This window comes from Paenibacillus sp. ACRSA, assembly GCF_022346845.1.
GTDB lineage: Bacteria > Bacillota > Bacilli > Paenibacillales > Paenibacillaceae > Paenibacillus.
In genome coordinates, this window is record NZ_JAKRNP010000005.1 from 308605 (window position 1) to 321960 (window position 13356).

General features: G+C 41.5%; 13 protein-coding genes. 11 read left to right on the forward strand and 2 right to left on the reverse strand.

Annotated elements, in window-relative coordinates:
• The first annotated feature begins 304 nt into the window (after positions 1–304).
• The 6 genes from MH215_RS17065 (at position 305) to MH215_RS17090 (ending at position 6810) form a co-directional block, all read left to right on the forward strand.
• Positions 305–949, forward strand: coding sequence for a sensor histidine kinase (locus tag MH215_RS17065; protein WP_239291673.1), 645 nt, complete (start codon positions 305–307; stop codon positions 947–949).
• Between the two features lie 99 nt (positions 950–1048).
• The gene (locus tag MH215_RS17070) at positions 1049–1303 is read left to right on the forward strand and encodes a hypothetical protein (RefSeq protein ID WP_239291675.1); all 255 of its coding nucleotides are present in this window, start codon (positions 1049–1051) and stop codon (positions 1301–1303) included.
• A 469-nt stretch (positions 1304–1772) separates the two neighbouring features.
• Positions 1773–3071 (forward strand): NCS2 family permease, encoded by a 1299-nt coding sequence (locus MH215_RS17075; RefSeq protein ID WP_239291677.1) that lies wholly within the window; start codon positions 1773–1775, stop codon positions 3069–3071.
• Between the two features lie 283 nt (positions 3072–3354).
• Positions 3355–4338 carry an alpha/beta hydrolase gene (locus MH215_RS17080; RefSeq protein ID WP_481857450.1) on the forward strand — a complete coding sequence of 328 codons (984 nt, stop codon included), beginning with the start codon at positions 3355–3357 and terminating at the stop codon, positions 4336–4338.
• Between the two features lie 66 nt (positions 4339–4404).
• Positions 4405–5400 carry an alpha/beta fold hydrolase gene (locus MH215_RS17085; protein ID WP_239291681.1) on the forward strand — a complete coding sequence of 332 codons (996 nt, stop codon included), beginning with the start codon at positions 4405–4407 and terminating at the stop codon, positions 5398–5400.
• A gap of 198 nt (positions 5401–5598) precedes the next feature.
• The gene (locus tag MH215_RS17090; protein WP_239291683.1) at positions 5599–6810 is read left to right on the forward strand and encodes a multidrug effflux MFS transporter; all 1212 of its coding nucleotides are present in this window, start codon (positions 5599–5601) and stop codon (positions 6808–6810) included.
• A 208-nt stretch (positions 6811–7018) separates the two neighbouring features.
• Here the strand turns inward: MH215_RS17090 and MH215_RS17095 are convergent, their stop codons facing one another.
• Positions 7019–7966 carry a DMT family transporter gene (locus MH215_RS17095; protein WP_239291685.1) on the reverse strand — a complete coding sequence of 316 codons (948 nt, stop codon included), beginning with the start codon at positions 7964–7966 and terminating at the stop codon, positions 7019–7021.
• A gap of 167 nt (positions 7967–8133) precedes the next feature.
• Here MH215_RS17095 and MH215_RS17100 point away from each other — a divergent pair, with 167 nt between their 5' ends.
• The 5 genes from MH215_RS17100 (at position 8134) to MH215_RS17120 (ending at position 12828) form a co-directional block, all read left to right on the forward strand.
• Positions 8134–8979, forward strand: coding sequence for a LysR family transcriptional regulator (locus tag MH215_RS17100; protein ID WP_239291687.1), 846 nt, complete (start codon positions 8134–8136; stop codon positions 8977–8979).
• A gap of 142 nt (positions 8980–9121) precedes the next feature.
• The gene (gene rarD / locus MH215_RS17105) at positions 9122–10000 is read left to right on the forward strand and encodes an EamA family transporter RarD (protein WP_239291689.1); all 879 of its coding nucleotides are present in this window, start codon (positions 9122–9124) and stop codon (positions 9998–10000) included.
• Between the two features lie 134 nt (positions 10001–10134).
• On the forward strand, positions 10135–10677 hold the full coding sequence (locus tag MH215_RS17110) for a GNAT family N-acetyltransferase (protein ID WP_239291691.1): 543 nt from the start codon (positions 10135–10137) through the stop codon (positions 10675–10677).
• 211 nt (positions 10678–10888) lie between these two features.
• Positions 10889–12082, forward strand: coding sequence for a chromate transporter (locus MH215_RS17115; RefSeq protein ID WP_239291693.1), 1194 nt, complete (start codon positions 10889–10891; stop codon positions 12080–12082).
• Positions 12083–12186: 104 nt separating this feature from the next.
• Complete coding sequence (locus MH215_RS17120) at positions 12187–12828, forward strand: YdcF family protein (protein WP_239291695.1); 642 nt, start codon at positions 12187–12189, stop codon at positions 12826–12828.
• A 101-nt stretch (positions 12829–12929) separates the two neighbouring features.
• Here MH215_RS17120 and MH215_RS17125 read toward each other — a convergent pair whose 3' ends face one another.
• Positions 12930–13277, reverse strand: a complete 348-nt coding sequence (locus tag MH215_RS17125; protein WP_239291697.1) for a winged helix-turn-helix transcriptional regulator — start codon at positions 13275–13277, stop codon at positions 12930–12932.
• Positions 13278–13356: the final 79 nt, after the last annotated feature.

Genomic DNA, 13356 nt, shown 5'->3' on the forward strand with positions numbered 1-13356 from the left:
AATATTGTATGCCGTATTAGGCTTGGCGATATACAGCAGAAAGGTGTCAATTTTCTCCAATAGAGCAGACATTCACTTGATATCCGAAGGCAGTTTAGCAAGAAAAGTCGCTTATAGCTTATTTCCAGCCATATTCACGTTGTCTATAATGTTTATATGGATTCTATACTGTTTATATCATCTGCGTTTATATCCTATGGTTCACCAGTGGATGGTGTTTTCGTTCACATTTGTTATTTTCATTCTGTTTATATACTTTATTAAGATATTCTTTTTGTATATTAACGATAAAATAGAAAGTATCATGGACAAACAAAATCAGGAAGAGATGTTCAACTTCATGCAGGTAATTCGTTCGCAGCGCCATGATTTTAATTTTCATCTACAGGCAATTTTCGGTATGCTTGAGGGTAAACGTTATGCTGAATGTACAGATTATGTCCAGACGATGGTGGATGAGGTTAGTGATCTGAATGAAGTGCTACCTTTATATCATCCAGCAGTGGGTGCCTTATTGAGTACATTTAGAGAAGTGGCGGCACATAAAGGAATTAAACTTGAAATTTTTGTTTACTATAATTTATCACACATCCCGTGCACGGTAAGTGATATCAATAAGATGGTTGGTAATCTCGTGCAAAATGCAATTGATGAAGTAGAGCAGCATCCTACTAAGGATCGATGGATACAAGTTATGATTCTAAAAAGAAGTGGTAAAAGCGTTATCAAAGTTACTAATAGATCGAGCAAAGAAATAAGTAGCTATAAACATATTTTCAATCCAGGTTATTCTACGAAGCCGTTACACGAAGGCATTGGTCTTACAACGGTACAGAAGATAGCCGCAAAATATGATGGAGTTGTATATCCTGAATTCGAAGACGATTTTGTGCATTTTATTGTACAAATTCCAAATTTGCTACGAGCTGACGATGAACTGGAATTTTAATCCAACTCTTTAACTAAGATATCACCTCTAAAAATGAATATGAAGAAAAACACCTTGAAGCGAATATTCCTGTCTAATGATGGGGGAAAGCTCCTTAAGGTGTTTTTTTGGTTTGTTTTTGCATTTCAGTCCTTGACCTTAGGTCAGACCTTGTTGAAGGCGGGCGGGTCTTACGAAGATTATGTGAATATGACTAATCCAAAAGAAGCGATGTCTAGAGATCGCTGGATATTTGTCAGTAAGAATTACACCGCAGATGCAACAGAAGATATCGCTCATTTTGACTCCCCGATTCTGCTTATGGTTGGTGACCATGACATAAACGTTGATGTGAGAGAAACAGAGCAGGTGTAAAGGGAACAGGTTTCGCCACCGGAACTATTACACGTGAAGCTGTTGCCAAATACCGAGCACTCCATGCTGTCTACTACAACGGTGGACTCGACGATCCGGGCGCTATTAATCAGTTTGTTTGCACCAAGAAACATTACCGTTCAGGGCTATATGGATGGCATTTCAGAATTTTTATATAATATGAATCAGTCATCAAAAAAAACGAATAATATTACAAAAATAATATGAATAGTTCGTAAATAGTGTGAACAAATCGAATAATTCATTGACAATGCCTGCTAAATTTATTAATATTCGAAAGGGACATCAGGTTAACACAGAGATGAGTATGATTATTTTGGTGAAAAGCTTAGCTGTTAAATCCTAATGACGAATATAGGAGCGAATAGTTAACAATCCTATACGAAGATTAGGATTTTTTGATGTGTGGCTTAGGTTAATACTATGAAGGTTGGAGGCTGGCTTTACCATGGACAACTGGTTCAAACTGAAAGAAAGAGGCACGACTGTTTCAACAGAAATTATTGCAGGGATTACCACATTCTTCACGATGGTATACATAGTGATTGTAAACCCAGGAATTCTCAGCAGTACAGGCATGGACTTTAATGGTGTGTTCATTGCGACTATTCTGGCAAGTATTGTTGCGACTCTGATTATGGGAATCTGGTCTAACTACCCGATTGTCTTGGCACCAGGAATGGGTCTTAATGCATTCTTTGCCTACAGTGTCGTTTCTGGATATGGCGTTTCTTGGCAAGTTGCACTTGGAGCGGTATTCATTGCAGGGATTTTGTTCATCATTTTGTCGATCACTTCGTTCCGTTACATGTTGTTAGATGCCATTCCGGCGAGCTTAAAACATGCAATCACAGCAGGGATTGGTTTGTTTATTACAACAGTAGGTTTGCAAAATTCGGGCATCATTACTGCCTCAGAATCGAATCTGATTACGATCGGGAACTTAGCAGAGCCAATGACGTACCTGACAATCATCGGATTAATTATCACGGTTGTTCTAATGGCTTACAATGTAAAAGGCTATCTATTCATCGGTATGGTGGTTACCGCGATACTTGCTTGGATCTTAGGACTATTCCAAATGCCAGGATCGATTGTATCCATGCCGCAAGGGCTCGGGACGACAGCGTTTCAATTGGATCTGGCAGGGGTCTTCTCCAATGGCTTGTACACGATCATATTTACCTTCCTATTGATCACTTTGTTTGATACAACGGGCACAATGCTTGGTGTGGCTGAACAAGCAGGACTGCTCAAGGATGGCAAATTCCCACGTTCACGTGGAGCGTTACTGGCAGATGCGGTAGGTACAACAACAGGTTCATTGCTCGGAACAAGTCCGACATCCGCATATATTGAGTCCAGCACAGGAGTAGCGGCAGGAGGAAGAACAGGACTGACTGCAATTACAGTGAGTGTGTTGCTTGCCGTGACATTGTTCTTTGCGCCAATCGTAAGTGTTATCTCCGGCATTCCGGCGATTACGTCGCCAGCACTCATTATTGTCGGTTACTTTATGATTAATGTAATCAGTAAAATTGATTGGAAGGATCTAGAAGAGGCATTCCCTGCCTTCTTGATTATCATCTTAACTCCGCTTACGCATAGTATTGCGACAGGTATTGGCATAGGTTTTATCTTCTATCCAGTGCTCAAGCTGCTTCGCGGCAAAGGCAAAGACGTACACCCGATATTTTACGTTTTTGCAGTACTGTTCTTTATCCAACTTGTGTTCCTCGATCATTAAGACTGATGATCCAAGAATAACGAAGGATGATCCTAGATCAAGAAGCATGATGATCATAGCTCAACAAGAAACGATGTAATGCATAAGGAGAATTGCTTATAACAGCAGTTCTCCTTTTTTTATATTTATCCATTATTAGCTTGTTCATATTCAGTTCATATTCCCGTCATGAAGGGGACATCTTGTTTGCTTATACTTGGAATGTCGATTCAAAAGGAATTTTTGAATCCATTGTTTACATAATGTTGCCATGGCGGCATGACAGATATAAGGACAGGAGAAGATGAACGTGGCAGAAACGGTAGAGAGTAATGTTGGAACAAAGGGACGTAAAAAACGGAAATTATGGTTGAAAATCATTGGAGGAATCGTCGGAGCGTTTGTACTATTCTTAGGCATTACGTTTATCGTAAATGGGATTAGTATCAGTATGGAGAAAAATAAAATTGAATCCTATGGTCAATATGTTGAAGTGGACGGGAAGAAAATGAATGTTTCTATTCAAGGCAGCGGCGAACAAACGATTGTACTCTTGCCCGGTCAAGGAACTCCATCACCTGTGCTTGATTTCAAATTGTTGATTGATGAGTTAACACCGAGTTACAAAGTGGTGGCGATTGAGCCCTTTGGTTATGGATTAAGTGATGAAACCAAGAAGGAGCGGACGACAGCGAATATCGTCAGTGAAATTCACGAGGCTGTGCAACAGCTTGGTATTGACCGTTATGTGTTGATGGGGCATTCGATCACAGGACTCTATGGTGTTACTTATGTGAACAATTATCCGGATGAGGTTCAGGCTTTTATTGGTATCGATAGCAGTGTGCCGAATCAACCTGGCATGGATGTGAAATTGCCACTGAAATCGATGCAGTTTCTTCAAACATCAGGGCTGATGCGATTAATCAAAAAAGTAAGTGGAGATTCCTATAAATCGCTTGCATTTGATGAACATACTAAGGACCAGATGAATCTGATCTCAAATAAAGTCTCGAGTAACGATACAATGATAGACGAGCTCAAGCACCTAGGTTCTAATTTCAAAAACAGCGAAAAACTCGCCTATCCGCGTGATCTGCCTGTGCTACTCTTCGTGCAATCCAATAACGAGCACAATCCACAGTGGATTCCGCTACATGAGGAGCAGGTGAAACAATCTGCACAGGGCAAAATGATTCCGATGGAAGGTTCTCATTACCTTCACCATACCAAATTCAAAGAAATCGCTGCGGAGTTCAAAGCGTATATGAAAGAGATTCAACTGTAGCATTTTTGTTCGGTAGACTGGTTTAGCGAATGACGAGACAAGTTGCATAGATATATAGAGGAGTTGATGAATGTGAATCCATCCGTAGATAAAGAAGGGAGAAAGCGCAGTAAAACCAAGAGAGTGTTACTTATTTTACTTAAAATATTCGCTGCGATCCTTATAGCCATATTACTGTTTATCGCTGGTGTTTATACGTATAATCAAATCGCTAGTCATTCAGAACAAAAAAGAATTGAGCCTTATGGTCAATATGTGTCTGTAGATGGAAAACAGATGAATGTGCTCATTCAGGGGGAAGGTGAGGAGACTGTAGTCATTCTGCCTGGTTACGGCAATGCGGCACCTGGACTTGATTTTGAGCCATTGCTATCAGAATTAACCCCTTATTATAAAGTGGTTGTGGTTGAGCCTTTTGGCTATGGATTGAGCGATCAAACGGATAAGGAACGTTCTACGGAACAGATTGTAAGTGAAATTCATCAAGCCTTACAGAGTCTTCAGATTGATCGTTATATCCTGATGGCTCACTCCATTTCAGGATTATACAGTCTTAATTATGTGAACCAATATCCAGATGAAGTGAGCGCATATATCGGACTAGATAGCAGTGTTCCAACATTGAGCGAACAGAAGATCGATTCGTCCGTGACCCAGCAGATCAAATGGTTCCGTAATTTGGGCTTTCCCCGTATCCAATTAAAGCTAAGTGATGATCCGTATGAAGATATGCCTTATGGTGAAGTAACAAAAGAACAACTGCAAATATTGAGACAAAAAAATATGTATAACAACACTCAATTAAATGAAGCTGTGAGTATGTATTCGAATTTCCAATCCGCAGCGCAAATATCTTTTCCACCCAATCTCCCTGTCCAGCTCTTTGTTCAGGCCAAGCATCCGGTAACGCCTGAGTGGGTACCCGAACACGAGAAGCAGCTAGCGAATTCTGTTCATGCAGAGATGGTTTTATTGGAGGCAGATCATTATTTATATCGAACCCATGCCAAAGAAATCGCTGAAAAAGTAAGAGAGTTTACTGGAGCTTTAACTACGCAATGAATCTAGTGAATGTGGAATATGTTGACCCAGTTGAATAGGAACCAAACAGGAACGGACGGCTCGCATATCTTCACTTGCGGCTCGTTCGTTCTTTACATTTAAAATTAATGATTGTAATTTTCATAGGTTCAACTTTACAATATAACGATGTGTATCAATTTATTTAAAAATATAGATGAAGTGGAGACTTAAGGAATCATGACAAAAAGAAAGCAATGGAATGTGATTGGTCTAGCTCTATTGTTGGGCGTATTTTCGACGTTAGGACCATTTACAATCGATATGTATTTACCGGCATTTCCTGAAATTGCAGCAATGTTCAACACGAATGCATCACTGGTTCAGTTCAGTCTTACAGCTTGTTTATTGGGGTTAGGTATGGGTCAGCTCGTTGTGGGGCCAATCAGTGATGCTCATGGCAGACGTAAACCTTTGCTAATCTCTATGGTTGCTTATATCATCTGCTCCTTAGCGTGTGCGTACTCGCCTAACATTGGTATGCTAATCTTGTTCCGTTTCACACAAGGATTTGCAGCTTCCGCAGGAATCGTTATTTCTCGCGCTATTGCTCGTGACTTGTATAGTGGCCATGAACTGACTAAATTTTTCTCTCTACTGTTGCTTGTAGGAAATCTCGGCCCTTTGGCAGCTCCAATTGCAGGTAGTGGGGTCCTTACGTTCACATCGTGGCCGGGTGTGTTTATTTCCCTCGCGATCCTAGGCGTTTTCTTGTACATTATGACGCAATGGCGTCTTAAAGAAACGAATCCTCCTGAAAAGCGCATCGCTCCGAATTTTAAACTTCAACTTCGTGGTTATGGTACCATGCTGCGTGATCGCAAGTTTGTTGGTTACATGCTGGCACAGGGTATTATGACCGCGGGTGTATTCGCTTATGTGGCAGGCACACCGTTTATTTACCAGAACATATACGGTGTAAGTCCGACGGTATTCTCCATATTGTTTGCATCGAATGGAATTAGCTTAATCATTGGCTCGCAAATTGTGGGACGCATGTCACACCGCATTCCTGAGCAGACGCTTCTGTTATCCGGTCTGTGGCTTGCGCTCATATCGAGTGTTGTCGTTGTAGCGGTAACGATTGCTCAAGGGCCACTGTTTGCTCTGGTTCTTCCATTGTTCTTCTTCGTATGTTCAATCGGTATTACGTCAACTGCCGCATTCCCACTCGCTATGGAAAGCCAATCCAAAATGGCTGGTAGTGCAGCGGCGCTTCTAGGTGTCGTACCCTTTGTATTAGGAGCTTTGGTTGCTCCAATCGTTGGTATTGCGGGAGAGGACACCGCTGTTCCGCTCGGACTTACTTTGTTAGGAACGAGTATTGTCGCGGTCGTTACTTATTTTTTACTCGTGGCTAAGAAAGATCAGAACTCCGCTCAGACGCATTAAGCGTTGTGCGTTATATTATATGAACACTGAACGATAAATCGATCTAGAAAATGGATATGTAATTGTGCGGATAAATGAATCAAGGATAAGTGAAGGGTTGATTCTTTATCCGCACATATTTAATGGAAGTTAAACATACAAACTGATCCATAAACTCGATTTACTACCTCTAACCATCTCTCTATATAGGAAAGAGCATGCTCTTCATTTAAACTGATTTCTCACGAAGGTTTGTCTTACTCAGAGCTTTACGCTGGGAGAGGTTATTTTGGATTAATGCAAAAATGACCAACAACGCGCCGTAAAATTCATTCAGACTGATCGAATAGCCTTGAAACGACATTACCATAAATGTGGTCACAGGAACTAAGCTTATAAATAAGATGCCATTAACAGGTGAGAGCATTTTCATCCCCGTATTCCAGCTTAATAAAGCAATCGTTCCAGGGAAAAGAATCATAAATAACATCTGATATTTAATAGAGAGCAAGTCATTCCAGTGGGGCGCAGGAAGCCATTGCAACAGAGTAGCCGAGGATACGATGACAAACGAAACGACCGTTCCGAGCAGACAAGTGAGTGTTGAATATCTCAGTACAGACCACTTGGGAAAGGAACCCCCGCCAAGCGAATAAACAACCCAGCCTACAGCTCCCATAAAGATTAGTAATACAGGAAGTAGATGATCTCGTGCCATCATGAAAAATGAAAGACTGCCATTAGTAATTACGAGTAAAGCTCCGATCAGAGCAATCGTTATGCTGGTTAATGTGGCTTTTGCTGGTGTGGTTTTGGTTTGACACCAAAGGATCACAACCGTAATCATTGGCATCAGAGCTTCCATAATCGAGGCAACAATGATACCCGAATCACCCATTAGATGTTGTCCAGAGAAAATCATGAAATTATACAAAGTGAATCCCATCGTTCCATAGAACAACAGCTTGGGGCTCAGACCCTCAAAGCGAAAAGCCTGTTTCCCTTCCTTAACATAAAGCAACACGACAAGAATAATCGTTACAAATAAATAGCGGTAAAACGAAAAGTATAATGGATCCATCATATGTAATGCACTGTGTGCCACCGGAAACATAGCTCCCCATGACATACTAGCGATCAAGCATAATAACGTACCCAGCCCAACCTTCTTGCTCATTTCAATCCTCTCCAATACGATTAATTCAACGTGATTTATGTTACGTGACAGGAGAGAGGGAGTAAAATGATTGTAAATGCTAGTTATCATCATTTAAAATGATACTTAAAAGAGCTTGAAAATCGATCAACATACATGCTGGATGAGTCTATGATGGGGGAAGAGCAATGGATATTAATGATCTGCGAATTTTTAAAATGGTCGCCATGCGAGGGAGTGTAAGTCAAGCTGCATTGGATTTAAACTATGTACAATCAAATGTGACCGCCAGAATCAAACAGCTTGAAGCGGAATTGCAGACCGCATTATTTGTGAGACACAAACGCGGCATGATTCTAAATTCCGAAGGCAAACGATTAATGGAATATGCAGAAGAGATTCTGACGAAGTTTGACGAGATCCAATATGCGTTTCAAAATTCGGAAGACCCCAGGGGGATTCTGAACATCGGGATTGTGGATACCATGACACATTTACCTGGCATTTTGTCGCCATACATTGATAAATATCCCCGTGTAGAACTCGCTCTACATGCAGGAGTTAGTGGGAATTTGTTTCAAGATGTGTTGAATTCAAGGCTAGATGGTGCATTTATGACAGGACCAGTCAATCATCCGTTAATCGAAACGTATCATGTTTTTGATGAAGAATTAGTTATCGTGAGCAAAAGTGATCACTTTGTTATTGAAGATGCTTCAACTATGCCGCTGTTACTGTTCAACCAAGGCTGTACGTATCGAGAAAGGCTGGAGAGTTGGTTGAGATCAGAGGGCATCATGCCTCGTAAAGTGATGTCATTTGGCACTTTCGAAACGATCATCGGAAGTGTTGCAGCTGGTATTGGCATCACCATTGCTCCCAAATCGTCTATTCAATCTTGGATAAATGCAGGCAAGCTGCATGGTTACGATATGCCTGAAGAATTCAATAAAGTTTCTACCTTGTTCATCCGCAGGAACGACATCTATTATACGAATACGCTTCAATCGTTTGTACAGACATTGCCCTCCTAATCGACTAGTTGTGCAGTGAAATATGTAACGCAGTTGAACCAGAGGGTCTTTTCTGCTGTCAGATTATTGTCTTTACTTACATATAGAATGAGGCGTATAATCCGTTCAGACATCATAGAGAGAAAAGAGGAATTCATACATTATGAACAACGGGTTGGTTAACGCTATAATCGCGTATATCATGTGGGGAGTTCTCCCGCTTTATTGGAAGTTATTTAATCATGTGCCGGCAGGTGAGATTCTGTCGCATCGGGTAGTCTGGTCATTTGTCTTCATGGGCATTCTTGTCGCGATCCAGCGCCGTTGGGGTGAGATGAAACGAATTCTGGCTAATCGGACACAACTGTTAGCCCTCACCGCCAGTGGACTGTTGATCGCTGCCAACTGGCTAATCTTCATCTGGGCAGTCAACAACGGGCATGTTGTCGAGACAAGCCTTGGTTATTATTTGAACCCGCTACTGAATGTATTATTGGCGGTGATGTTCCTACGTGAGAAGCCCAATCGGGGTCAATGGCTCGCCATTGCTATTGCTGGAGCGGCTGTGCTTATCATTGCCATCGATTATGGACGCTTCCCGTGGGTCGCGATCTCACTTGCTGTATCCTTTGGTTTGTATGGTCTGGCGAAGAAGAAGATTGCTCAGGATGCTTCGGTAGGATTGCTGTCAGAGACAGCGGTAGTTCTCCCCATTGCACTTGGTTACTGGATCTACCTGGGGATTGTAGGGAAAACGACGGCTTGGACGCTGCCTACACCAATGTTCCTCGAATTACTTCTTTCTGGGGTAGTAACGGCGCTGCCGTTGTTGTTCTTTGCCCGAGCAGCCGCGCGGTTGTCACTGTCCACACTTGGATTCGTTCAATACATCGGTCCGACGATTATGCTGGTACTCAGTGTATTTGTGTTCAAAGAATCCGTATCGCCTGTTCTGCTTGTCGGTTTCGGATTCATATGGATTGCACTCATCGTTTATGCTACGGCATCGATTCGTGCCGCGAAACTTGCTAAGGCAAGTTAAGACGAATTGCACGTTAACATCTCATGGCTCACTCCGAGACTTATTCATTTCGAGGGCAGTAATGTTGAATAAGGTCGGTTTCATCATCCTTAAATAAACTATTTTCAATACCTCATAAAAGGAAGTGTGTAATATTGAGTCGTGAAAATAACATCATTATTTCACCACTAAATAATGACTTAATAGAGGATATCAATACGACAAATGATTATTTTGAGTTATATGGTAGAGTTGTCCCCAGTTTCCAATCAGGAAAATGGTCTTATACAGAAGTTCTTTTTGACGAAGCCAGAGAAACACGTTTTCCAGATGAGAAACTTGATTGGAGCCAATATATAAACCAAGACGATAAAGCTTTGTTTTTAGCTTATATGAACAATACTTGCATAGGACAAATTAGAATTATTAAGGATTGGAATCGCTTTTGTTATATTGAAAACATTGCTACTAAAAAAGATTATAGAGGCAGTGGAGTTGGAAAGTTGCTCTTAAATCAAGCAGAAGAGTGGGCAAAAGAAAGAAAACTTATAGGCCTGTCCTTAGAAGCACAAGACGATAATCTTGGAGCATGCCGATTTTATGTGAAACAAGGATTCATACTCGGTGGAGTTGACACACTTAAGCAGTCCTATACTCCTAATATTGAAACCACGTTATACTGGTATAAGTTGTTCTAGTAACAGGAGCTTAAACGGAATACACAGTACAGTCGTTCCAACATCGGAATGGCTGTTTTTTTTCTATGTTTTTTCTTGAAATCCATTACCTTGTATAAGAAATGTTATCGTATTGTAATTTTTTTGAAGATGTGTTGAGAGCGCTTATCGGTATATGTTAGCATCCCATATAGACATGAAATAAGTATAGAGAGAAGTGCATAGAACAACCATGAACGAGCGAGGTTTATTTACATCATTACTTGAGATTTTATGGGTATCGACGAAGTTAGGTTTTACGTCATTTGGTGGGCCTGTTGCTCACTTAGGTTACTTTCATGAAGAATACGTCCGAAAACGAAAATGGATGGATGAAAAGAGTTATGCTGACCTCGTTGCCTTGTGCCAATTCTTGCCCGGGCCTGCCAGTAGCCAAGTGGGGATAGGGATGGGGGTAATGCGAGCTGGCGTGTTGGGAGGCATTGTTTCATTTCTTGGTTTCACTTTACCTTCTGTCTTTGTGTTAATTCTATTTGCCTTAATTCTCCAAGGTGTGGATGTGAGCGGTGCCGGTTGGATTCATGGGTTGAAAATTGTTGCTGTCGCTGTCGTTGCACACGCGATCATAGGAATGGCTCAGAAACTAACTCCGGATCTAAGAAGGAAAGCCATTGCCTTACTCGCTATGGTCATTACATTATTGTGGCAAACCGCATATTCTCAAGTCGTAATGATTGTTGGCGCGGCAATTATGGGTTTCCTGTTATACCGGGATCATATTCAACATGAAGTGGATTCAGATGATCAGGTTCGTTTTCCGGTTAAACGAAGTGTTGCCGTGCTCTGTTTAGTGTCATTTATAGGCTTATTAATTCTACTTCCTATTCTAAGAGAAATAACTTCCATGCAATGGATCGCGATGTTTGACAGCTTCTACCGTTCTGGCTCTCTCGTATTTGGTGGAGGACACGTGGTCCTACCCTTACTTGAACATGAATTTGTATCCACAGGCTGGCTCAGCGAAGAGGCATTTCTCGCAGGATATGGGGCAACTCAAGCCGTTCCCGGACCGTTATTTACATTTGCTTCTTATCTAGGTGCAGTGATGTATGGATGGGGTGGAGGTGTATTAGCAACCTTTGCAATTTTCCTACCTGCCTTCTTATTAATTGTAGGAACCCTTCCTTTCTGGGATGTAGTGCGTCGTAATCCCAAAGCCAAGTCGGCTTTTATGGGCGTAAACGCAGCGGTAGTCGGCCTCTTAATCTCTGCATTTTATCAGCCCATATGGACAAGTACGATTCTGAACCCGCTTGATTTTGCGTTTGCAGCCATATTATTCAGCATGTTAGTTTACTGGAAGTTGCCACCATGGCTGATCGTGGTGACAGGCGCAATTGGCGGAACTCTGATCTCTTTACTCTAGGTATTGGTATAGCAAAAGTCTCCCGTTTATATGTGCATCACATGGTATATTTGAGGGGCATTTCATAAGTAACCTGATCTGAAAGTAAGGGGGGCGAAATGAACATGAATAGTGAAATTGCGAAAGAGCCGGCAGTTCCGAACCTAACTCAGGATCAGATCAATAGAATATCAGAAGCGGTGTTCATGCATAGCGTTGACGAGGATATTCCATGTGATGTCATTTTTGTTTTTGGAGGTACACATGCTGGCCACTGGACGAGAACGATCTCTGCGTATAGGAAAGGCTTAGGCAAACAGATTGTAGTGACAGGCAGGTGCAGTTGGGTTAGTCTTCAACAGGAAAGAGAGAACCAAGTTCCAGAGTCATATGTAATTAGGCGGCATTTGATAGAGGCAGGCATCCCGTCCGACGTCATTTATGTAGAAAGTAAGTCCGTTAATACATTAGAGAACGTATTGTTCGCTAAGGAAGTATTCGATTTTTCCAACACTCGCTCGATACTCATGGTATGTAAGAGTCATGCCGCTGGACGGCAATATCGTACGTTGAAAAAGCACCTTCATCCTGACATTGACTATATGCCGGCACTTTTTGACACAATGTATGAGAATGTCGAGATCAATAGGCAAAATTGGGCGGAAACAGAGATTGGAAGGTCTCGTGTATATGGGGAGTACCTGCGAATCTGTAAGTACGGTGATCGAGGCGATATTGAAAGGTTAGAAGAATGTCTTCGGATTTGAAAAGGTGAAGTAAAAAGAGAAGGTAAACCTTATTCAGGTTTCCTTCTCTTTATCATTGAACTAAGCAGTTCTACATATTTAACTGAAAAGAAATTCTACCATTACGCTTTATCTACGTCTGAGTTTTGTAAATAATTCGTTCCCCAATTCTGTAATTCCATTAGGATCGGCACCAAACTTCTGCCCGTATCTGTTAGCATGTATTCAACTTTGGGTGGAACCTCAGGATGAATGATCCGGCGGATCAGTCGATCTTCCTCAAGCTCACGCAATTGTCGTGTTAGTGTTCGGTGAGTAATGGTCGAAAGTGTTTTTTGAAGCTCATTGAATCGTTTTGACTTATCAGAGATCAAGTGATATAAGATCAAGATTTTCCACTTACCACCGATCAAATTAATACTAGCCTCGACTGGACATCGGTCATCAGAAGCGTCAACGTGCTGTTTCAATTTGTCCCTCCTTAAGTATCTTATGGGATACTTAATATCTCAAATGTGCGTACTTATGCGTTCTAATCTGATTTGCTAT

Excerpts from the sequence above, each read along its gene's own strand:
- MH215_RS17065 (WP_239291673.1), top strand. The coding sequence starts at position 305 with ATGGACAAACAAAATCAGGAAGAGATGTTCAACTTCATGCAGGTAATT.
- MH215_RS17075 (WP_239291677.1), top strand. The coding sequence starts at position 1,773 with ATGGACAACTGGTTCAAACTGAAAGAAAGAGGCACGACTGTTTCAACA.
- MH215_RS17080 (WP_481857450.1), top strand. The coding sequence starts at position 3,355 with ATGAACGTGGCAGAAACGGTAGAGAGTAATGTTGGAACAAAGGGACGT.
- MH215_RS17085 (WP_239291681.1), top strand. The coding sequence starts at position 4,405 with ATGAATGTGAATCCATCCGTAGATAAAGAAGGGAGAAAGCGCAGTAAA.
- MH215_RS17090 (WP_239291683.1), top strand. The coding sequence starts at position 5,599 with ATGACAAAAAGAAAGCAATGGAATGTGATTGGTCTAGCTCTATTGTTG.
- MH215_RS17095 (WP_239291685.1), bottom strand. The coding sequence starts at position 7,966 with ATGAGCAAGAAGGTTGGGCTGGGTACGTTATTATGCTTGATCGCTAGT.
- MH215_RS17100 (WP_239291687.1), top strand. The coding sequence starts at position 8,134 with ATGGATATTAATGATCTGCGAATTTTTAAAATGGTCGCCATGCGAGGG.
- rarD (WP_239291689.1), top strand. The coding sequence starts at position 9,122 with ATGAACAACGGGTTGGTTAACGCTATAATCGCGTATATCATGTGGGGA.
- MH215_RS17115 (WP_239291693.1), top strand. The coding sequence starts at position 10,889 with ATGAACGAGCGAGGTTTATTTACATCATTACTTGAGATTTTATGGGTA.
- MH215_RS17120 (WP_239291695.1), top strand. The coding sequence starts at position 12,187 with ATGAATAGTGAAATTGCGAAAGAGCCGGCAGTTCCGAACCTAACTCAG.